General features: G+C 54.4%; 24 protein-coding genes and 1 pseudogene. 5 read left to right on the top strand and 20 right to left on the bottom strand.

The annotated features are described in order from the left end of the window. The first annotated feature begins 133 nt into the window (after nucleotides 1-133). The gene (locus ACS0RQ_RS05260) at nucleotides 134-562 is read left to right on the top strand and encodes an OsmC family protein (RefSeq protein ID WP_039077674.1); all 429 of its coding nucleotides are present in this window, start codon (nucleotides 134-136) and stop codon (nucleotides 560-562) included. A gap of 59 nt (nucleotides 563-621) precedes the next feature. Here the strand turns inward: ACS0RQ_RS05260 and ACS0RQ_RS05255 are convergent, their stop codons facing one another. Continuing rightward, nucleotides 622-1,026, bottom strand: a complete 405-nt coding sequence (locus tag ACS0RQ_RS05255) for a MarR family winged helix-turn-helix transcriptional regulator (RefSeq protein ID WP_110296194.1) — start codon at nucleotides 1,024-1,026, stop codon at nucleotides 622-624. A gap of 171 nt (nucleotides 1,027-1,197) precedes the next feature. Between ACS0RQ_RS05255 and ACS0RQ_RS05250 the strand changes: the two genes are divergently transcribed. From ACS0RQ_RS05250 to ACS0RQ_RS05240, 3 genes are read left to right on the top strand one after another with little or no spacing between them, the layout of a single operon-like run. After that, entirely contained in the window at nucleotides 1,198-1,800 is a 603-nt protein-coding gene (locus tag ACS0RQ_RS05250; protein ID WP_271850050.1) for a non-oxidative hydroxyarylic acid decarboxylases subunit B, read from the top strand. After that, on the top strand, nucleotides 1,790-3,217 hold the full coding sequence (locus ACS0RQ_RS05245) for a non-oxidative hydroxyarylic acid decarboxylases subunit C (protein WP_271850051.1): 1,428 nt from the start codon (nucleotides 1,790-1,792) through the stop codon (nucleotides 3,215-3,217). The genes ACS0RQ_RS05250 and ACS0RQ_RS05245 overlap by 11 nt, the downstream gene beginning before the upstream one ends. A gap of 10 nt (nucleotides 3,218-3,227) precedes the next feature. Beyond that, the gene (locus tag ACS0RQ_RS05240; protein ID WP_271850052.1) at nucleotides 3,228-3,464 is read left to right on the top strand and encodes a non-oxidative hydroxyarylic acid decarboxylases subunit D; all 237 of its coding nucleotides are present in this window, start codon (nucleotides 3,228-3,230) and stop codon (nucleotides 3,462-3,464) included. A gap of 58 nt (nucleotides 3,465-3,522) precedes the next feature. Here the strand turns inward: ACS0RQ_RS05240 and rpoS are convergent, their stop codons facing one another. From rpoS to cysG, 13 genes are all read right to left on the bottom strand, one after another. Then, complete coding sequence (gene rpoS, locus ACS0RQ_RS05235; RefSeq protein ID WP_039077679.1) at nucleotides 3,523-4,515, bottom strand: RNA polymerase sigma factor RpoS; 993 nt, start codon at nucleotides 4,513-4,515, stop codon at nucleotides 3,523-3,525. Between the two features lie 125 nt (nucleotides 4,516-4,640). After that, nucleotides 4,641-5,699, bottom strand: a complete 1,059-nt coding sequence (gene nlpD, locus ACS0RQ_RS05230; RefSeq protein ID WP_271850077.1) for a murein hydrolase activator NlpD — start codon at nucleotides 5,697-5,699, stop codon at nucleotides 4,641-4,643. A 175-nt stretch (nucleotides 5,700-5,874) separates the two neighbouring features. Continuing rightward, entirely contained in the window at nucleotides 5,875-6,501 is a 627-nt protein-coding gene (locus tag ACS0RQ_RS05225) for a protein-L-isoaspartate(D-aspartate) O-methyltransferase (protein WP_039077681.1), read from the bottom strand. After that, on the bottom strand, nucleotides 6,495-7,256 hold the full coding sequence (surE, locus tag ACS0RQ_RS05220; RefSeq protein ID WP_039077682.1) for a 5'/3'-nucleotidase SurE: 762 nt from the start codon (nucleotides 7,254-7,256) through the stop codon (nucleotides 6,495-6,497). The genes ACS0RQ_RS05225 and surE overlap by 7 nt, the downstream gene beginning before the upstream one ends. Further along, a complete protein-coding gene (truD, locus tag ACS0RQ_RS05215) occupies nucleotides 7,237-8,286 on the bottom strand; it encodes a tRNA pseudouridine(13) synthase TruD (protein WP_271850053.1) in 1,050 nt (349 codons plus the stop codon). Before truD ends, surE begins: the two co-directional genes overlap by 20 nt. Then, on the bottom strand, nucleotides 8,283-8,762 hold the full coding sequence (gene ispF, locus ACS0RQ_RS05210; RefSeq protein ID WP_039077684.1) for a 2-C-methyl-D-erythritol 2,4-cyclodiphosphate synthase: 480 nt from the start codon (nucleotides 8,760-8,762) through the stop codon (nucleotides 8,283-8,285). The genes truD and ispF overlap by 4 nt, the downstream gene beginning before the upstream one ends. A gap of 17 nt (nucleotides 8,763-8,779) precedes the next feature. Beyond that, nucleotides 8,780-9,472 (bottom strand): 2-C-methyl-D-erythritol 4-phosphate cytidylyltransferase, encoded by a 693-nt coding sequence (gene ispD, locus ACS0RQ_RS05205; protein ID WP_271850054.1) that lies wholly within the window; start codon nucleotides 9,470-9,472, stop codon nucleotides 8,780-8,782. Nucleotides 9,473-9,491: 19 nt separating this feature from the next. Next, complete coding sequence (ftsB, locus tag ACS0RQ_RS05200; protein WP_039077686.1) at nucleotides 9,492-9,812, bottom strand: cell division protein FtsB; 321 nt, start codon at nucleotides 9,810-9,812, stop codon at nucleotides 9,492-9,494. Nucleotides 9,813-9,986: 174 nt separating this feature from the next. Continuing rightward, a complete protein-coding gene (locus ACS0RQ_RS05195; protein WP_132438666.1) occupies nucleotides 9,987-10,310 on the bottom strand; it encodes a DUF3561 family protein in 324 nt (107 codons plus the stop codon). A gap of 71 nt (nucleotides 10,311-10,381) precedes the next feature. Further along, entirely contained in the window at nucleotides 10,382-10,987 is a 606-nt protein-coding gene (gene cysC, locus ACS0RQ_RS05190) for an adenylyl-sulfate kinase (protein ID WP_039077688.1), read from the bottom strand. Next, nucleotides 10,987-12,414: a sulfate adenylyltransferase subunit CysN gene (cysN, locus tag ACS0RQ_RS05185; RefSeq protein WP_039077689.1), complete on the bottom strand. Its 1,428-nt coding sequence runs from the start codon at nucleotides 12,412-12,414 to the stop codon at nucleotides 10,987-10,989. Before cysN ends, cysC begins: the two co-directional genes overlap by 1 nt. Nucleotides 12,415-12,423: 9 nt before the next feature. Further along, nucleotides 12,424-13,332: a sulfate adenylyltransferase subunit CysD gene (gene cysD / locus ACS0RQ_RS05180; protein WP_039077690.1), complete on the bottom strand. Its 909-nt coding sequence runs from the start codon at nucleotides 13,330-13,332 to the stop codon at nucleotides 12,424-12,426. A 9-nt stretch (nucleotides 13,333-13,341) separates the two neighbouring features. Continuing rightward, complete coding sequence (cysG, locus tag ACS0RQ_RS05175) at nucleotides 13,342-14,757, bottom strand: siroheme synthase CysG (RefSeq protein WP_334633362.1); 1,416 nt, start codon at nucleotides 14,755-14,757, stop codon at nucleotides 13,342-13,344. A 235-nt stretch (nucleotides 14,758-14,992) separates the two neighbouring features. Between cysG and ACS0RQ_RS05170 the strand changes: the two genes are divergently transcribed. Then, nucleotides 14,993-16,036 (top strand): aminopeptidase, encoded by a 1,044-nt coding sequence (locus tag ACS0RQ_RS05170; protein ID WP_271850056.1) that lies wholly within the window; start codon nucleotides 14,993-14,995, stop codon nucleotides 16,034-16,036. Nucleotides 16,037-16,083: 47 nt separating this feature from the next. Here the strand turns inward: ACS0RQ_RS05170 and ACS0RQ_RS05165 are convergent, their stop codons facing one another. From ACS0RQ_RS05165 to cas7e, 6 genes and pseudogenes are all read right to left on the bottom strand, one after another. Next, nucleotides 16,084-16,359: a DUF5339 domain-containing protein gene (locus ACS0RQ_RS05165; RefSeq protein ID WP_039077693.1), complete on the bottom strand. Its 276-nt coding sequence runs from the start codon at nucleotides 16,357-16,359 to the stop codon at nucleotides 16,084-16,086. Between the two features lie 785 nt (nucleotides 16,360-17,144). Further along, nucleotides 17,145-17,438: a type I-E CRISPR-associated endoribonuclease Cas2e gene (gene cas2e, locus ACS0RQ_RS05160; protein WP_271850057.1), complete on the bottom strand. Its 294-nt coding sequence runs from the start codon at nucleotides 17,436-17,438 to the stop codon at nucleotides 17,145-17,147. Continuing rightward, nucleotides 17,438-18,195 (bottom strand): annotated as a pseudogene (gene cas1e / locus ACS0RQ_RS05155) (type I-E CRISPR-associated endonuclease Cas1e). The gene cas2e and the pseudogene cas1e overlap by 1 nt, the downstream one beginning before the upstream one ends. A gap of 74 nt (nucleotides 18,196-18,269) precedes the next feature. Beyond that, complete coding sequence (cas6e, locus tag ACS0RQ_RS05150; RefSeq protein WP_271850058.1) at nucleotides 18,270-18,920, bottom strand: type I-E CRISPR-associated protein Cas6/Cse3/CasE; 651 nt, start codon at nucleotides 18,918-18,920, stop codon at nucleotides 18,270-18,272. Beyond that, entirely contained in the window at nucleotides 18,902-19,648 is a 747-nt protein-coding gene (gene cas5e / locus ACS0RQ_RS05145; RefSeq protein WP_271850059.1) for a type I-E CRISPR-associated protein Cas5/CasD, read from the bottom strand. Before cas5e ends, cas6e begins: the two co-directional genes overlap by 19 nt. A gap of 9 nt (nucleotides 19,649-19,657) precedes the next feature. Further along, the gene (cas7e, locus tag ACS0RQ_RS05140) at nucleotides 19,658-20,716 is read right to left on the bottom strand and encodes a type I-E CRISPR-associated protein Cas7/Cse4/CasC (RefSeq protein WP_271850060.1); all 1,059 of its coding nucleotides are present in this window, start codon (nucleotides 20,714-20,716) and stop codon (nucleotides 19,658-19,660) included. Between the last annotated feature and the right edge of the window lie 2 nt (nucleotides 20,717-20,718).

The following is a 20,718-nucleotide window of genomic DNA, read 5'->3' as shown; positions in this document are numbered from 1 at the left end:
CCCGGCCCGCAATGACCTTGCGGGCCATGCTTTATCGAATAATTTCCCCGAATGCCAGGCAAGCCCGATATCGGCTTCTATACTTTTTATTTGTCTCGACTGATTTCTCTCAATAATGAAAAGGAACCATGCTATGGCAATTCACAAGAAAGGGCAGGCTCACTGGGAAGGTGATCTGAAACGTGGGAAAGGGACTGTTTCAACAGAAAGCGGTGCCCTTAAAGAACTTCCTTATGGCTTCAACACCCGTTTTGAAGGCGTTCAGGGGACTAACCCGGAAGAGCTGATCGGCGCGGCACATGCGGCCTGTTTCTCAATGGCGCTTTCGCTCATTCTGGGCGAAGTAGGCTACACGGCAGACAGTATCGACACAACGGCAACCGTCACGCTGGACCAGGTTGACGGCGGGTTCGCGATTACCAAAGTCGCCCTGAAAAGTGCGGTAAAAGTACCGGGTGCCGACCCTGCTAAATTTGATGAAGCCATTCAGAAAGCCAAAGCCGGTTGTCCGGTATCGAAAGTATTAAATGCGGAAATCTCGCTGGAATACACGCTGAACTAATACGTCGTATTTTGCAGGAAACACTCCGTCCGGTTTGTTTCCTGCCCTTCCCTACTGACTCAGCGCATCATCCGACGAACAAGCTGCGTGAATTGCTCACGTTCTTCCTCGCTTAACTTGCCAAGAAACTCTGCGTCCACACCATTACCTACCGGGATGCTCGCTTGCAGCACCGCTTCACCTTCCTCGGTCAAAAATAAAAAACGGCGTCGTTTATCGTCCGGATCGTGCTCACGGCGGACCAGACCACGCGTCTCCATACGGCTGAGCATTTCCGCGAGGGTCGCTTTCGTGCTGACCGCCACCTCTGTCAGGGCGACCTGTTCTATGCCGGGATTTTCGGCAATAGAACGCATCACCGCATATTGAGGTTTGGTCAGTTCCGGCAGTACCTGTTGCCAGCGCGCCGTGTGCTGCTGGAATAGCTGACGTAGCAGGTGAAAGGCCTCTTTTCTTAACTCCATGAATGCTCCGTTATGGGTTTCTCCTCCCTATGATAGCCATTAACTTGCCGAATTTTAACGCGACTTTTTTTAGCAAAAAATGCGCATGTATACGAACAATCTTGTCTGTGACGATCCTCAGGAGTAGGTTATTTCAAAACGTTCGCATACGAACAATTATTGAGGTGGTGAATGAAACTGATAATCGGGATGACGGGGGCAACCGGCGCACCATTGGGCGTGGCGTTATTGCAAGCGCTACGGGAGATGCCAGAGGTTGAAACTCATCTGGTGATGTCGAAGTGGGCGAAAACCACCATTGAACTGGAAACGCCCTGGACTGCCCGCGAAGTGGCGGCACTGGCAGATGTCACTCATAACCCGGCCGATCAGGCAGCCACCATCTCCTCAGGCTCGTTTCACACCGACGGCATGATAGTTATTCCCTGCAGCATGAAAACGCTGGCAGGTATCCGTGCGGGCTACGCCGAAGGGCTGGTTGGTCGTGCCGCTGATGTGGTGCTCAAAGAGGGCCGCAAACTGGTGCTCGTCCCGCGTGAAATGCCGCTTAGCACCATTCATTTAGAAAATATGTTAGCGCTTTCCCGCATGGGGGTGGCGATGGTCCCTCCCATGCCCGCGTATTACAACCATCCGCAGACCGTTGATGACATTACCCAGCATATCGTGACACGCGTGCTTGACCAGTTTGGTCTGGAGCACCGCAAAGCACGCCGTTGGGAGGGCCTGCAGGCGGCACAGCATTTTTCACAGGAGAAAGAATATGGCTTTTGATGATTTACGAAGTTTCTTGCAGGCCCTTGATGATCAGGGGCAACTGCTGAAAATCAGTGAAGAGGTTAACGCCGAGCCAGATATTGCGGCGGCGGCCAATGCCACCGGGCGTATCGGCGACGGCGCGCCTGCACTGTGGTTCGATAATATTCGCGGCTTTACCGATGCGCGCGTGGCAATGAACACCATTGGTTCCTGGCAGAATCATGCGATCTCTATGGGTTTGCCATCGAACACGCCGGTTAAAAAGCAGATTGACGAGTTTATTCGCCGCTGGGATACCTTCCCTGTCGCACCGGAGCGCCGTGCAAATCCGCTGTGGGCGGAAAATACCGTCGACGGTGAAGAGATAAACCTGTTTGACATCCTGCCGCTGTTTCGTCTGAACGATGGCGATGGCGGTTTCTATCTTGATAAAGCGTGCGTTGTCTCCCGCGATCCGGTCGATCCTGACCATTTTGGTAAGCAAAACGTCGGCATCTACCGTATGGAAGTGAAAGGCAAACGCAAACTGGGCCTGCAGCCGGTGCCGATGCACGACATTGCGCTACATCTGCATAAAGCGGAGGAGCGCGGCGAAGACTTGCCGGTTGCGATCACGCTCGGTAACGATCCGATCATCACCCTGATGGGTGCCACTCCGCTGAAATACGATCAGTCAGAATACGAAATGGCCGGGGCGCTGCGCGAAAGTCCTTACCCCATCGCCACAGCGCCGCTTACCGGTTTTGATGTACCGTGGGGCTCGGAAGTGATCCTCGAAGGGGTTATCGAGGGGCGTAAACGCGAAATCGAAGGCCCCTTCGGCGAATTTACCGGCCACTATTCCGGTGGGCGCAGTATGACGGTCGTGCGCATCGATAAAGTCTCTTATCGCACAAAACCGATTTTTGAATCGCTTTACCTGGGCATGCCGTGGACTGAAATCGACTACCTGATTGGCCCGGCGACCTGCGTCCCCCTCTACCAACAGTTAAAAGCTGAGTTCCCGGAAGTGCAGGCAGTGAATGCCATGTACACCCACGGCCTGCTGGCCATCATCTCCACCAAAAAACGCTACGGTGGTTTTGCCCGCGCGGTGGGCCTGCGCGCTATGACCACGCCGCACGGTCTGGGCTACGTAAAAATGGTGATTATGGTTGATGAAGACGTTGACCCGTTCAACCTGCCGCAGGTGATGTGGGCGCTGTCGTCAAAAGTGAACCCGGCAGGCGACCTTGTGCAATTACCGAATATGTCGGTACTGGAGCTGGATCCTGGCTCAAGCCCGGCAGGCATTACCGACAAACTGATTATCGACGCGACGACGCCGGTCGCACCGGATACGCGCGGTCACTACAGCCAACCGGTACAGGATCTCCCTGAAACCAAAGAGTGGGTTGAAAAACTGACCGCTATGCTGGCCGCACGTAAATAAGGAGAAGAGAATGATTTGTCCACGTTGTGCCGATGAGCACATTGAGGTGATGGCAACCTCACCGGTAAAAGGCATCTGGACCGTTTATCAGTGCCAGCATTGTCTGTATACCTGGCGCAATACAGAACCACTACGCCGCACCAGCCGCGAACACTATCCGGAGGCGTTTCGTATGACGCAAAAAGATATTGATGACGCGCCGCAGGTGCCAACGATCCCACCGCTGCTGGCGGCAGATAAGCGTTAAGCCGGAAAGCACGCAAGAAAAAGGCCGGTCATTTGACCGGCCTTTTGATGTTCAATACTTATTCGCGGAAAAGCGCTTCGATATTCAGCCCTTGCGCCTGCAGAATTTCACGCAGACGGCGCAGACCTTCAACCTGAATCTGACGTACGCGCTCGCGTGTCAGACCGATTTCACGGCCCACATCTTCCAGCGTTGCTGCTTCGTATCCCAGCAGACCGAAACGACGTGCCAGCACTTCACGCTGTTTGGCGTTCAGTTCGAACAGCCATTTGACGATGCTCTGTTTCATATCGTCATCTTGCGTTGTGTCTTCCGGACCGTTTTCTTTTTCATCGGCCAGGATATCCAGCAGCGCTTTCTCGGAATCACCGCCCAGCGGTGTATCCACCGAGGTGATACGCTCGTTGAGGCGCAGCATGCGACTCACATCATCGACCGGCTTGTCGAGTTGTTCGGCAATCTCTTCAGCACTCGGTTCGTGGTCCAGTTTATGGGACAACTCACGCGCGGTACGCAGATAAACGTTCAGCTCTTTAACAATATGGATTGGCAGACGGATAGTTCGGGTTTGATTCATAATCGCCCGTTCAATAGTCTGACGAATCCACCAGGTCGCATAGGTGGAGAAACGGAAACCACGTTCCGGGTCGAATTTTTCAACCGCACGGATCAGGCCCAGGTTCCCTTCTTCAATCAGGTCCAGCAACGCCAGGCCACGATTGCTATAACGACGGGCAATTTTCACTACCAGACGCAGGTTACTTTCGATCATGCGGCGGCGCGAAGCAACGTCACCACGCAAAGCGCGACGTGCAAAATAAACTTCTTCTTCGGCCGTTAGCAGTGGGGAATAACCAATTTCCCCAAGATAAAGCTGAGTCGCATCCAGCACACGCTGGGTAGCGCCCTGCGATAACAATTCCTCTTCGGCCAGGTCGTTATCACTGGGTTCCTCTTCAACTAAGGCTTTCTCATCAAAAGCCTCTACTCCGTTCTCATCAAATTCCGCATCTTCATTTAAATCATGAACTTTCAGCGTATTCTGACTCATAAGGTGGCTCCTACCCGTGATCCCTGGACAAAGCACCTGAAAAGCACTTCATTACTGACCATTGCAGCGGCATCTGCGCGCGCTGCAACGACAACAATGAGGAACGGTTCAACCACTTTGCCGATTTATCGCTGCGGCAAATAGCGCAGCGGGTTTACGGATTTCCCCTTGTAACGAATTTCAAAATGCAAGCGTGTAGAACTGGTTCCGGAGCTACCCATGGTAGCGATTTTTTGCCCCGCCTTAACTTCTTGTTGTTCCCGGACCAGCATCGTATCGTTATGGGCGTAGGCACTCAGGTAATCATCGTTATGTTTGATGATAATAAGATTACCGTAACCGCGAAGCGCGTTACCGGCATAGACGACGCGTCCATCTGCGGTCGCGACGATTGCCTGTCCTTTGCTACCTGCGATATCAACACCTTTGTTGCCACCTTCGGTAGCAGAGAAGTTGTCGATAACTTTGCCATCTGTCGGCCAGCGCCAGGAAGCAATCGGCGTACTGGTTGACGTGCTGCTGATGGTCGGTTCGGTCGTGCTAACAGTTGGAGCCGTAACAGGCGCTGTGACAGGGGTCGCAGGCTTGTTGTTCGGCAACATTTTGTTAGCACTTTGTTCACCTGAATCCTCAGAATACGTAATTGTTGGTTTTGAAGCAACAGCTACGGTGGAATTTTGTGCAGGTTTTGAGACAATTCCTTGTGCGCTCGCATCTGCCTGAGTTATCGCGTTTCCGCCCGTTATTGGCGTACCTGATGCATTACCCACTTGCAAGGTTTGACCCACTGTCAAACCGTAAGGTGCAGCAACATGGTTGCGTTGGGCAAGATCGCGGAAATCGTTCCCGGTTATCCACGCAATATAAAATAAAGTATCACCGCGTTTTACGGTATAGGTACTGCCGCCGGTATAGCTCCCTTTCGGAATGTTCCCATACTGACGGTTATAGATGATTTTGCCATTAACAGTCTGAACAGGCTGCTCCGGAACAGACTGAACAGGCGCGGTCTGTACCGGGCGCTGAACGGGCTGTACGGGCTGAATTTGCGGCTGTGACGCGGTACCGATTTTTGGTGGCGGAGTGATTAACATTCCGGAATTGTTGCTGGAGCTGGTATTGCCACCTACCGAACTGACCGGAGCGGGTGCGTTGCTGGAGCTTGTACAGCCTGCCAGCCAGATAGAAACCAGTGATAGTGCCGCAACACGGCTTACGGTGAATTTAGGGCTTCCCGTGCTCATTTATCCCCCAGGAATGTGTTAGCTACCAATGACTTAAAATTAACCGTGAACGGTTTCGGCAAATTTGCCCACCATACGCTGATGCGGCATGAAAGCATCAGGAAAAATCTGTTTATCAGGCCAGTTCGCCTTTAACCAGCGGCACAAAGCGCACGGCTTCCACGGTATCGATTACAAATTCGCCTCCCCGCCGACGAACACGTTTAAGAAGTTGCTGCTCGTCGCCCACAGGTAAAACGAGAATGCCGCCTTCATCCAGTTGCGACATCAACGCCGCCGGAATTTCTGGCGGTGCGGCGGTGACAATAATGGCATCAAATGGACCCCGTGCCTGCCAACCCTGCCAGCCATCGCCATGTCGAGTTGAAACATTATGTAAATCAAGTTGTTTAAGGCGACGTCGTGCGTGCCATTGCAGGCTTTTAATGCGTTCAACCGTACAAACGTGATGCACAAGATGCGCCAGTATTGCAGTCTGATAACCAGACCCTGTGCCAATTTCCAGCACTCTGGATTGCGGCGTCAGCTCAAGTAAAGCCGTCATCCGCGCCACCATATAAGGCTGAGAGATAGTCTGGCCCTGTCCGATAGGCAGCGCCACGTTATCCCAGGCCTTATGTTCAAACGCCTCATCGATAAATTTCTCGCGCGGTACCAGCGAGATGGCTTCCAGCACATGCTCATCGGTAATGCCCTGCGCGCGTAATTGATCAAGCAGTGTTTGTACGCGTCTGTTCACCATCGTTCAGTCACTCCGGCGCGATCCAGCCAGCCCGAAACCACATCATGCGCGCTATGCGCAGTTAAATCCACGTGTAGCGGGGTGACAGAAACAAAACCCTCATCGATGGCGGCAAAATCGGTATCCGGTCCGGCGTCGTATTTCTCGCCCGGAGGGCCAATCCAGTAAAGCGTGTTGCCTCGTGGATCCTGCTGCGGAATGACCTTATCCGCAGGATGACGACTACCGCAGCGGGTAACACGAATACCCTTGATTTCACTGAGCGGCAAGTCCGGGACATTAATATTCAGAATACGCCCGGTACGTAACGGCTCGCGCGACAGCGCGCGCAGAATGGAGCAGGTGACAGCCGCGGCTGTCTCGTAATGCGTCTGGCCGTTTAACGACACCGCCAGGGCCGGAAAGCCCAGGTGGCGTCCTTCCATCGCTGCCGCGACAGTACCAGAATAGATAACATCGTCCCCGAGGTTCGGCCCGGCGTTAATGCCAGAGACGACAACGTCCGGGCGCGGGCGCATCAGCGCGTTGACGCCCAGATAGACACAGTCGGTCGGGGTGCCCATCTGCACCGCAATGTCGCCGTTTTCGAAGGTGAAAGTTCGGAGGGAGGATTCCAGCGTTAACGAGTTGGATGCGCCGCTACGGTTACGATCGGGAGCCACGACCTGTACGTCGGCAAACTCCCGCAGGGCCTTTGCCAGCGTCTGAATACCTGGCGCATGAATCCCGTCATCGTTACTCAGCAATATTCGCATAATCACCCAAAGTATTGATAATTTCCCTTACCACACTGGTGGCGAAGCTACCTGCCGGCAGCCAGAAGCGTAACTCGACGGTCACGTCATCCCACCAGTTCCAGCTTAATTGTTGCGGAAAGAGCAGCATTGCGCGGCGCGAGGCCTCAACCTTTTCACGCACCAGCAACGCCTGCAGCTCCGGCGCATCGGCAACGGCGGCCTGCTCAAATGACAGCGCTTCGCCCTGCGTTCCCCACTCGCCGCTTCCCGGCATTGAGGCGGTAATCATCAGCGCTTTATCATCAACGCGCGTCTGCAGTTCAGCATGCTCTTCTGCGGTTGCCACAAACCAACTTCCGCGCCCCGATAATTGTAGCGCATCGCCGTCAACAACTTGATTAAAGTCTGTTTTTTTCAGGCGCTCGCTAACAATCTGATTAAACAATGCACTGCGTGCCGCCGACAACCAAAAACTGCGCTTATTACGATCGCGCACCGGGGCATCGCTCTGTGCCCAACGTAGCGCACCCTGTAGATTGCTGCCGCCGATGCCAAAACGTTGCGCACCAAAATAGTTCGGCACGCCGCCCTCGCGGATTGCCTGCAGGCGGGATTCCACGTCGTCACGGTTGCTGATTTCGCGCAGCACAAGGGTGAAACTGTTGCCTTTCAGCGCGCCTAAACGCAGTTTGCGCTTATGGCGGGCATATTCCAGCACTTTACAACCTTCAGGCTGAAACGCGCTCAGGTCCGGCATCTCTTTACCCGGCACGCGCGCGCACAACCATTGCTCGGTCACCGCGTGTTTATCTTTCTGCCCGGCAAAGCTGACGTCACGGGCGTGTATTTTAAGGAACTTCGCCAGCGCGTCGGCAACAAAGCGCGTATTGCAGCCGTTTTTCAGAATTCGCACCAGAATATGTTCACCTTCACCGTCGGGTTCGAAGCCTAAGTCCTCGATAACCACGAAATCTTCCGGATTGGCTTTCAGTAAACCGCTAGCCGCAGGTTTACCGTGCAAATAGGTTAGCTGGTCGAAGCCGGTCATTTCGCCGCCTTAAGCAGGAGCGCCACCGCCTCACAGGCAATACCTTCGCCACGTCCGGTAAAACCGAGTTTCTCGGTCGTGGTTGCTTTCACGTTCACGTCGTCCATGTGGCAGCCCAAATCTTCGGCGATAAACACGCGCATCTGCGGGATATGCGGCAACATTTTCGGCGCCTGCGCGATGATAGTGACGTCCACGTTGCCAATCACGTAGCCTTTGGCCTGGATGCGACGCCATGCCTCACGCAGCAGCGCACGGCTGTCAGCCCCTTTGAACGACGGGTCGGTATCCGGGAACAGCTTACCAATATCGCCCAACGCCGCCGCGCCTAACAGGGCATCGGTCAGCGCATGTAATGCGACGTCGCCATCGGAGTGCGCCAGCAGGCCTTTCTCCCAGGGAATACGAACGCCACCGATAATAATGGGGCCATCGCCGCCAAATGCGTGTACGTCAAAACCGTGTCCAATGCGCATTATGCCTTCTCCTGGTGTTAAGAATGGGTGAGATAAAATTCTGCAAGTTTCAGATCCTCAGGACGCGTCACCTTAATATTATCCGCGCGTCCGGCGACCAGTTCCGGGTGGAATCCACAATATTCGAGTGCCGAGGCTTCATCGGTGATGGTCGCGCCTTCGTTGAGCGCGCGCGTCAGGCAGTCGTGGAGGAGTTCCAGAGGGAAAAATTGCGGCGTGAGCGCATGCCATAAATCGTTACGCTCAACGGTGTGGGCAATAGCCGTTTTACCAGGTTCAGCACGCTTCATGGTGTCGCGAACCGGTGCGGCAAGAATACCGCCGACCCGGCTGGTTTCACGCAGTTGTAGCAGGCGATTTAAATCATCCTGATGCAGGCAAGGACGTGCGGCGTCATGCACCAGCACCCATTGTGCCCCTTGCGCGGCTTTCAGCCCCGCCAGTACGGAGTCCGCACGTTCAGCGCCACCAGCCACAACGGTAATGGCGGGGTGTTGCGCCAGCGGCAAGCGGGCAAAACGCTCATCACCGGGGCTGACGGCGATAATGACACGCTCCACGTTCGGGTTGACCAGCAAGGCCGCTACCGCGTGTTCGAGGATCGTTTTATCGCCAATGGAAAGATATTGCTTGGGACATTCCGTTTGCATGCGGCGGCCAAATCCGGCAGCCGGCACCACCGCACAAACGTCCGGAATAATTACAGACATGTCGTAAGCCCGGGATTGTTTATCGATTATTTTGTGTGTTCTGTACTGACCCCTGGTTGCGTTTGGACGCGTCCGGCACCAGACGATAAAAGGTTTCGCCCGGTTTGGTCATCGTTAATTCGTTGCGAGCGCGTTCCTCAATCGCTTCCTGGCCGCCATTGAGATCGTCAATTTCAGCAAAGAGTTGATCGTTTCGCGCTTTTAATTTGGCGTTTGTCGCCTGCTGTGCGCCCACATCTTCGCTGACACGGCTATAGTCGTGAAGACCATTTTTGCCAAACCACAGTGAATACTGTAGCCAGACCAGCAAAGCCAGCAATAGCAGCGTTAGTTTACCCATCCTGCCCCCTGAAAAACGGCATCATCATCCCATAACTTTTTCTCAGACTCCACACCGGGGCCGGGTGATAACGAGTCACCGCGACAGAATGTAACATATTTACGCACCTTTCCGTAGGGTTGTCCCCAGGACACATCGTCTTAATGTGAGTTACGGTTTGAAGTATGGATGGCTTTAGCCCATCAGCCACATAAACAACGCGCCAAACATGGCCACAACCGTGAGCGCTGTGAGGACAACGCTGTAGAGCAGCTTGCCATTGACGATGGAGTGCAGGGCGATGCCCACCACAACCGAAACGGGCATCAGCGCAAGGAAGAAAGGCCAGGTGTAGAGGAGGAAGAACAGCGTGTTAGGACCGTAAATCAGAAAAGGGATAGCCAGCGCCAACAGCCACGCGACAAAGCCCACTGCGGCCCCAGGCAGGGACCAGGTGGTCTCTTCGCTGGTCGTGATGGTATCCGACCTTGAGATGGTGATGTTCTGACTATTACGCATATCTGATCCCATTAACTGACTGGCCGACGAAACAGGATACGCCCCACGTTCTGCGTATCCCCGGCACTGTCTCAGGATCTGATCATATCGTCCCGTCTCATGAGGTCTAATAATTGGCTCACCAAATTTGTTACCAATTGTTCACCTTGCAGGTGAACTTCGGGTGTTTCAGGCGCTTCGTAAACGGCGTCGATGCCGGTGAAGTTGCGTAACTCCCCCGCGCGCGCTTTTTTATAAAGCCCCTTCGGGTCGCGTGCTTCGCAAATCGCCAGCGGCGTATCCACGAAAACCTCAATAAAACGCCCCTCCCCCACACGCTCACGCACCATCTGTCGCTCAGCACGGTGCGGGGAGATAAACGCGGTCAGCACCACCAGCCCGGCATCAGCCATCAGGCTGGCGACTTCCCCGACCCGGCGAATGTTCTCTTTGCGGTCTTCATCGCTAAAGCCCAGATCGCTACACAGGCCGTGACGCACATTGTCGCCATCGAGCAGGTAAGTACTGACACCCTGCTGATGTAATGCCTCTTCCAGCGCCCCCGCTACCGTCGATTTACCGGAACCAGACAGCCCGGTAAACCACAGCACAACCCCACGGTGGCCGTGGAGTTGCTCACGCTGCGCAACGGTCACCGGATGAGGATGCCAGACGACGTTCTCATCGTGAGCGGCCATTACTTACCTCCCAACAAATCACGCGCGCCCCAGTGTGGGAAATGTTTACGGATAAGCTGATTCAGCTCCAGCTCAAAGGCGCTGAACTGCGACGGTACAGTCGTCTCCTGCTGATGCACTTCACGCACCATGCCGGCGCCTACGGTCACGTTGCTCAGGCGGTCGATAAAGATAACACCACCGGTCACCGGGTTTTGTTGATACGCATCCAGGGTCAGCGGCTCATCAAAGGTCAAATCGACCAGACCGATACCGTTTAACGGCAGCGTATCCACCTGACGCTGGGTGAGATTGTTAATATCTACCTGATATTGAATGGCGTCGACACGGGCGCGGGTCTTTTTACCGGCCACTTTGATGTCAAAGCTCTGTCCTGGCGCCAGCGGCTGCTCAGCCATCCAGACTACGTCGAGGGACGCGCTCTGCACCGCAGGCACGCTCTCCTGCGCATCCAGGATCAGATCACCACGGCTGATGTCGATCTCGTCCTTAAGCACCAGGGTAATCGCTTCACCCGCATGGGCTTCCTGTAGGTCGCCATCAAAGGTCACGATGCGCGCAACGGTGGATTCCACCCCAGACGGCAGTGCTTTGATGCGCTGGCCAACCTTCACGCTGCCCGAGGCCAGCGTACCGGAGAAGCCACGGAAATCGAGGTTCGGACGGTTAACGTACTGCACCGGGAAACGCATCGGCTGGGTATCCACAACGCGCTGAATTTCGACGGTTTCGAGGACTTCCAGCAGCGTCGGACCGCTGTACCACGGAATGTTGGCGCTCTGGCTGGCGACGTTATCCCCTTCCAGCGCCGACAGCGGTACAAAGCGAATGTCCAGATTGCCCGGTAGCTGTTCAGCAAAGGTCAGGTACTCCTGACGAATGTTCTCAAAGGTCTCTTCGCTAAAGCCGACCAGATCCATTTTATTGACCGCCACCACCAGGTGTTTAATGCCCAGCAGGGTGGAGATAAAGCTGTGGCGACGGGTCTGATCCAGCACGCCTTTACGGGCGTCAATCAGCAGGATCGCGAGGTCACAGGTTGACGCACCGGTAGCCATATTACGGGTGTACTGTTCGTGCCCGGGGGTGTCGGCAATGATAAATTTGCGCTTCTCGGTTGAGAAGTAACGGTACGCCACATCGATGGTGATGCCCTGCTCACGTTCCGCCTGCAGGCCGTCGACCAACAGGGCCAGGTCGAGTTTTTCCCCCTGGGTGCCGTGACGTTTGCTGTCATTGTGCAGCGTAGAGAGCTGATCTTCATAAATCTGGCGCGTGTCATGCAGCAGGCGGCCAATCAGGGTGCTTTTCCCGTCATCGACGCTGCCGCAGGTCAGAAAACGCAGCAGGCTTTTGTGCTGCTGTGCGTGCAGGTACGCTTCGACGCCGCCTTCGTTGGCAATTTGTTGGGCAATAGTGGTATTCATGGCGGCTCCTTAGAAGTATCCCTGACGTTTTTTCAGCTCCATGGAGCCTGCCTGGTCGCGGTCAATCACGCGGCCCTGACGTTCACTGGTGGTGGAAACCAGCATCTCTTCGATAATTTCCGGCAGCGTCTGCGCTTCGGACTCCACTGCGCCGGTCAGCGGCCAGCAGCCAAGCGTACGGAAACGCACCATCCGTTGTTCGATCACTTCGCCAGGTTGCAGGTCGATACGATCGTCGTCGATCATCATCAGCATGCCGTCGCGCTCCAGCACCGGGCGCTCTGCGGCCAGATACAGCGGAACAATTTCGATATTTTCCAGGTAGATATACTGCCAGATATCCAGCTCGGTCCAGTTGGAGAGCGGGAAAACGCGGATGCTCTCGCCTTTGTTAATCTGCCCGTTGTAGTTGTGCCACAGTTCAGGACGCTGATTTTTCGGGTCCCAGCGGTGGAAGCGATCGCGGAAAGAGTAGATTCGCTCTTTGGCGCGGGACTTCTCTTCGTCACGGCGTGCGCCGCCGAAGGCCGCATCAAAACCGTATTTGTTCAGCGCCTGCTTAAGCCCTTCGGTTTTCATGATGTCGGTGTGCTTGGCGCTGCCGTGGACGAATGGGTTAATGCCCATCGCCACCCCTTCCGGGTTTTTGTGCACCAGCAGCTCACAGCCATACGCTTTCGCTGTGCGGTCACGGAACTCATACATCTCACGGAATTTCCAGCCGGTGTCCACATGCAACAGCGGGAATGGCAGCGTACCAGGATAGAAGGCTTTACGCGCCAGATGCAGCATCACGCTGGAGTCTTTACCGATGGAATACATCATCACCGGATTGGAGAATTCGGCGGCCACCTCGCGAATGATATGGATGCTTTCGGCTTCCAGTTGTCGCAGGTGAGTGAGTCGTTTTTGATCCATAACCGTTCCTTAAGCCAGATTCACCACGGAGGCGTCAAACGCTTCCGGGCCTGTCGTGTGTTGAAACCAGGCGAGTTCATGATGCAGTTGTACCACCTCGCCCACGACCAGCAGGGCGGGCATTGGCGCATCTTTCGCCAGTTCCTCAAGTTGTTGTAATGTGCCGGTTCTGACCTGCTGGTCAGCCCGTGTGCCGCGCGAAATCACCGCGACTGGTGTCTGTGCCTCTCGCCCGTGAGCGATGAGTTGTTCGCCGATTTCAGCCGCTTTCATCGTACCCATGTAGATAGCCAGCGTCTGGCGACTTTGCGCCAGTTGCGACCAGTCAAACGGTGCGCTGTCGGCTTTGTAATGTCCGGTAACAAAGGTGGCACTTTGTGCGTAGTCGCGGTGTGTCAGCGGAATGCCTGCGTAAGCCGTCGCGCCGGATGCCGCCGTCACGCCCGGCACCACCTGGAAGGGGATACCTGCTGCCGCAGCCGCCTGTAACTCTTCGCCACCGCGACCAAAGATAAACGGGTCGCCGCCTTTCAACCGCACCACGGTTTTGCCCGCCTGCGCGGCCTCAACCAGCATGTGATTGGTGTCATGCTGTGCAACCAGGTGCGAGCCAGCGCGTTTACCCACGCTGATCAGTTCCGCATCGCGGCGTACGAGTTCCAGCACACCATCGGTCACCAGATGATCGTAAAACACCACGTCAGCCTGCTGGATAACCTGCAAACCACGCAATGTTAGCAGCCCGGCATCGCCCGGCCCGGCACCAACCAGAATGATTTCGCCGGTGCTACTGCCCGGGTTCGCGAGTTCATCTGCCAGCACCTGTTCCGCTGCCTGCTCTTTGCCCGCCGCCATCAGGCTGGCAAAGCGGCCACGAAAGGCGCTCTCCCAGAAACGACGACGTTCATCGGTGGTTTTACGAAATGCTTTAATGCGCGTGCGCCAGCGCCCGGCCATCTCAGCCATACGGCCTAAGTTTGCGGGCAACAACGCTTCAATTTTTTCACGCAGCAATCGCGCCAGTACCGGTGCGTTGCCACCGGAAGAGATAGCCACCAGCAGCGGCGAGCGGTCAACAATCGACGGGAAGATAAATGAGCACAGCGGCTGGTCATCTACCACGTTGACAAGACGATGGCGGGCATTTGCGGCGTCAAAGACAAGACGGTTGACGTCCCCGTCATCCGTTGCCGCAATCACCAGAAAGACGTTGTCGAGTTGCGCTTCATCGAACGTATCCGCCAGCAGGTGGATCTCTTGCTCATCCACCAACTGTTGCAGTGAAGGTTCGAGATGTTTTGTCACCACCAGCACGCGTGCCCCCGCGCGACGTAAAAAAGCAATCTTACGAGCGGCAACGTCGCCACCACCGACAACCAACACGGGGCGGTCTTTGACGTCAGCAAATAAAGGAAGGTAATCCACAGGGCAACAACTCACTCGCAACCAGTAATAGTGGGACTATAGGGGGGAGAGTAGAGTGAATGAAATTACGAATTGGAATGAGTAGTTCCGCAAAGGAATAACGAGCTAAAAAAGCAAATGCCAAAAAGTGCTTAACCACCAGATTTTTGCAGAGTTAAGAACAAATGAAATTGTGTAAACCGGGTCACAGTTTCATACTAAGCGCGATAAAATTTTTGTCGTAAAAGGACTCTCTATGCTCTCCGCATTGCGCCACCGTACCGCTGCCCTGGCGCTCGGCGTATGCTTTATTTTTTCTGCTCAGGCACGAGCACCTCATCCCGGTGAATTTGCAAGCAATCAGGCGCGCCATATCGCCACCTATTTTCCCGGTCGCATGACCGGCTCGCCGGCTGAAATGCTCGCAGCGGATTATATACGCCAGCAGTTTGCGCAGATGGGTTATCAGAGTGACATCCGCAAATTCAACAGCCGCTACAGTTGGACTTCTCGTAGTAATCAGCACAACTGGCAGAACGTCACCGGCAGCACCGTTATTGCCGCGCATGAAGGCAAGCACCCACAGCAGATCATTATTGTGGCGCATCTGGACACCTATGCGCCGCGCAGCGATGCGGATACCGACAATAATCTGGGTGGTCTGACGCTACAGGGTCTCGATGATAACGCCTCAGGAGTGGGGGCGATGCTGGAGCTGGCGGAACAACTGAAATCGGTGCCAACGGAATACACTATTCGCTTTGTGGCGACCAGCGGTGAAGAGCAAGGCAACCTGGGGGCAGAGAACTTCCTCAAACGCATGAGCGAGCATGAGAAGAAGCAAACGCTGCTGGTGATTAATCTCGATAACCTTATTGTCGGCGATAATCTCTATTTCAACAGCGGTAAGAAAACCCCCGCATCGGTGCGTAAGCTCACCCGTGACAGGGCGCTGGCTATCGCACGCTCTCTGGGGATTAGCGCGACCTCCAATCCGGGTCTCAATCCTGACTATCCTCAGGGAACAAGCTGCTGCAATGATGCAGAAGTGTTTGATAATGCCGGTATTCCGGTGCTATCCGTTGAGGCCACCAACTGGAATTTGGGGAAAAAGGATGGCTATCAGCAGCGCGCGAAATCGAAATCCTTCCCGGATGGCGTGAGCTGGCATAACATCAAGCTCGATAACGTCCAGCATATCGATCAGGCCCTGCCGGGGCGTATCGACCGACGCAGCCGCGATGTCGTGCGTATTATGCTGCCGTTGGTCAAAGAACTGGCAAAGGCGGGGACAAAGTAAATCTGCCGTCCGTAAAAACGAAAAAGGGAGCATCGGCTCCCTTTTTGTTATTTGATGCCCAGTGAGGCATTAAGTTGTTTTACTGCCGCCAGTCCCTGCTTACAGCCTGCATCCTGTTGCTCTACGCTGTATGTCTCAAGCTGTTTTCTGCCTTCCGCGAGCTGGGTTTTCAGCATGTCCACCTGCGCTTTCGCTTCTTCATGTTTTGACGCTTCTTTAATGAAGCTGTCCATTTCAGCGAAGTATTGTTTGCAGGTTTCGGTTTCCGCATAAGACGCAGTGCACATCCCCATCAGCAGCGCCGCCAGCGCGATCTTTTTCATTGTCATATCCCTGAGTGATTAAATTAACGCCATCCCAAATGGCGCCAATACGATAGCAGAATCCGTGCGTGGGAATATGTCCGGAATCGGATATGGGTATGGGATATGTGGCGGGGGAACCCCGCTGGAGCGGGGAACACGGGGAGCACTGCAAGACCAGTTCCTCGCCGAGCGGTTTATCCCCGCTGGCGCGGGGAACACAGGACTGAATCCGCGATGACCATGCAGGGGCACGGTTTATCCCCGCTGGCGCGGGGAACACACCTTCAACTTCCTGCGGGCTTTGCCCATGCGCGGTTTATTCCCGCTAGCGCGGGGAACACATGCAGGAAGGGCTGTGGGACGACATGAAGCACGGTTTATCCCCGCTGGCGCGGGGAACACTCTCCATTGGTTTTTACTTCGTATTCCGTGGGCGGTTTATCCCCGCTGGCGCGGGGAACACTGGGGATCCGTCAGTAAATACAACTACTGATCCGGTTTATCCCCGCTGGCGCGGGGAACATGCACTGTCAGCAACTGCTACGGTGATCAGCCGTGGTTTATCCCCGCTGGCGCGGGGAACACCTGTTATTCTACAAAGCCACGGCATCAATAATCGGTTTATCCCCGCTGGCGCGGGGAACACTTTCCCGCTGGCAACTCAACCTGGATTCACTGCGGTTTATCCCCGCTGGCGCGGGGAACACTCTAAAGGCATATAATTGTTTTCTATTATCTTTTTTATGACAAAACAATCTACCAACATAATAATAACAATTCCTCTTTATTAAAGAACATATAAATTATTGATTTTCAACAGGAAGAAAAGAAACCAATCTCAGTCCATCCAAATCTACCGGAATACGTCTATTTTCACCCCAGGTTTGAAACTCAAAACCGGACTCTGTATTCGTGGCCCAGGCCATTACCACGTTTCCGACGCCCCCCAGTTGTGTAACCTGCTGCCAGATCATCTCCCGTACACGTTTTGAGATATCACCAACATATACACCGGCCCGGATCTCCAGTAGCCAGATGGCAAGCCGTCCTCGCAGGCGCGGTGGAACATTTTCCGTGACAACAACGACCATACTCATCAACCATGCCCCCGATGCCCGCCATCGCCGAGCAATTGTGGCTCCGGTATTGCTGGCGGCAACATATCTGGCGCTGGCTGGGGTGGCTCTATTCCACCCGCCGCGAGCACTTCTTCAATTAAAGGAATCAGTTTTCCGGTAAGCTTCGTACTACGAAAAATATCACGACAGGCCAGTCTGACTTCACGATCGGGTTCAGAGGGCGCTCGAGCGGCGATTTCAAATGCCTTAGGAACGACTGACTCAAACTTGATGATGTCAGCAATGTCATAAACAAATGAAAGAGGTTTGCCGCTATGGATAAAACCAATCGCTGGCGCGTAACCAGCCGCCAGTACCGCGGCTTCAGAAATGCCATAAAGACATGAAGTTGCGGCGCTGATGCACTGGTTTACCACATCGCCTTTTTCCCAGTCTTTAGGATCATAATTACGTCCATGCCACTTCACACCATACTGTTTAGCGAGTAGCGAATAAGTCTGACGGACGCGGGCCTCTTCAATACCGCGCAACTGCTCGACAGAATGACGTGCCGGCGGTGGTTCACGAAAACGCAGTTAATACATTTTTCGCACCACTTTCAGGCGCAAATCATCATCCAGCGCCAGCTTCGCCTGATAAAGCAGCTTATCCGCTCGCGCACCGCCGCATGAGAAACCCGAGTACCCGGCTCCAGCATGATACAGGCCACCGATCCCACCGGAATATGGGTGCGGATTCCCGTCTTATCGATCAACACAAATGCACCATCCAGCACGTCAACCTACCCGTACTGGAGAAAAATCATCGACGTGCGATCTTTAAGGGGTATCGGACTTAGCGGCACAAATGTCACTCGCCGTCTCCAGGTTTAATCAACATCAAACCACAGCCGAAAGCCCGGCTTTTACCGTATCCCTGAATCAAGCGTTGCAGAAATAACCTGGGATCGTTAACCACCAGCACGCCAGAATAATCCACGCTGCTAAACTGGATCACCTGACGGGACTTCGCTCGTACAACCTGCTGCTGGCGATAGGCATCCACATTCACCTCGCGCAGTGAGAACCCGTTCTGCTCACCCTGACGCAGCAGCCAGTCCTGCGCCGCCTGCTGCTGATACTGCCAGATATCCGGGCCATTAACCTGTCTCCTTACCTGGCGCTTCGCTTCCATCAATAGATCGTGACGTTTACCGGACTTACAAATCGTTGGGTTAGCGCGCAGGCTAAAACGAAAGGTCTGCCCTATGCTCAGGGTCGGTGCAAACGGTCGGTATTGAATACCAAAGATCTCACTTTCAGCAGGAGGCTCAAGGGAAAGAACAAAGAAACGAAACGCCCCCTGAAGCTCCTCCCGGCGATAAAGAAACTGCCGCTCCTGCACACCGGGAAATAACTGCCAAAGCCACTGGTGCATCACATATTCACCGCGATCCACCAGTTGTAATAGCTGTGATGGTGAAAGCTGACTGGTATGCAGCGTTATTTTTGCGAGGTACACGGTTCCTCCTTGATGAACAGCGGTCCTTGGTTAACGGTACGCTCGCCAAACGTCCACTGCCGACGGCTCATCGGCCTATCGCGACGACGTAAGACTTTATTAGCATTCAGACCGTCATGCTCGCCTTCCCACCAGCACTCAGGTTGCAGCTCCGCTAATCGGATATTTATCTTGTTGAACTTCTCCCGGTACTGTCGATACGCCTCGTTCAGCACATCCGATGCGGTACCCTCCAGCAACAACGGCGCAAGTGGCAAAGCCAGCGGATGACTTTTTCGCCCCAGATACAATTGAAATATCGGCTGCTGTAGCGCATCCCGTAATTGCTCCAGCGTATAAGGCGCATTGGGCGTTGACGCGAGCGCCACCATCCACCAGGCGTCAGTGTAATAATCTCGCCGGGAGATAATCGCGCTGAGGAGCTCAGGATCGCTCAGCTCTTCGCGGCGGCTAAAATAACGGGCTTTTCGCACCTCTTTTGGCATTTGAACGGTGTGATAATCCCGCGCCCAGCGGGGGTTTTTGCTGGCACACAACAGAAACGAGTAATGCTGATTGAAATTCTTCAACCGCTCTTCTTCATCGCGCCGGATGCCCAGCGCAGCGGCCAGTAAACCCAGCAGTGCTGAACGTGAGGGCAGCTCGTGGCTATGGCGCACCTCGCCGGGTGCATCCACGCCCCAGGAGGCCATCGGCCCGTGAAGCTGAAAAACCAGATATTGGCTCATAGCCGCCCCTTACGCGCAGATAAAGTCCAGCACTTCTTTCATGCTTCCTTTACCGCTCACTACATCAAAATCAACGGATTGCGTTTGCTGTTCATAAACCTTATTCATATTTTTACGCAGTTCGGTGATACGTTTTACGGCGGCATCCAGTTGATTGGTGCCGTTGATCGGATTGTAAAATGCCGCAGCCAGTGAGCGTGGTTGTTCGGTCCCTTTTTCCGCCAGCGTCCAGGACGCATAGGCGCGGCTGGCGAAGCTGTTTTGCTTTCCGGTTGGCGAGACTTTCAGCGCTGCTTCGGTGAAGGCACGCAGCGTTTTATTCGCCAGCTCCTCATTACCACCCAGATTTTTGACCAGCAGATCTTTGTCGATGCAGATATAGGTATAAAAAAGCGCAGAGCCAAATCCGGTTTCGCCGAGGTGTCCGGCACCGGCATCTTCTAGCGAAGTCTTACGAAGATCATCAACAGCGGTAAAGAAATCGTCTTCGACAATCGTTTCGCTGACGCCGAAAGCATGTGCGACCTGACAGGCGGCTTCAACATTGAATTCCGGCTTATTGGCCAGCATGCGGCCAAACATGGCGATATCGACGGCCATACGATCGTGGCGCAATAAATTGAGTTCTTCTTCCTGGGGAGCACGCTTTTCTTCCGCCAGACGCTGCGCCAGCGCTTTTACCGCTTCAAATTCTGCCGGGCTGATATGCACCAGTTGCTCGGTTTCGGTGTTAGTCAGCAGATCTTTTGCTTTTTTATCTGCTTTTGCCTTACCTAAGTAATCCGCAATCTTTGCCGCCCACTCGATGGACTTTTTCTCATCAATACCCTTTTCAATGAGGATCTTCGCCGCCTCGCGGGCAATACGTCCGCTACGGATACCAATATTTCCCGCCAGCGTCTGCTCAAAAAGTTCAGAAGTGCGCCATGCGCGCTTCAGGCTTTGCGAAGAAACGCGCAGACGCGTCGCGCCGCCGAGCACGACTGTTTTCGGGGAACCGGTGTCGTCGCGGTTCAGGTTGGCGGCCGGGTAAGCAGTCAGTAAATGTAGCTGAATAAATGTGGTCATCT

Origin of the sequence: Phytobacter diazotrophicus (assembly GCF_052061655.1) — a bacterium.
In the GTDB taxonomy this organism is placed as follows: Bacteria; Pseudomonadota; Gammaproteobacteria; order Enterobacterales; family Enterobacteriaceae; genus Phytobacter; species Phytobacter diazotrophicus.
Note: the sequence above shows the minus strand (reverse complement) of the source record. Positions and strands in the feature narration are given on the sequence as shown.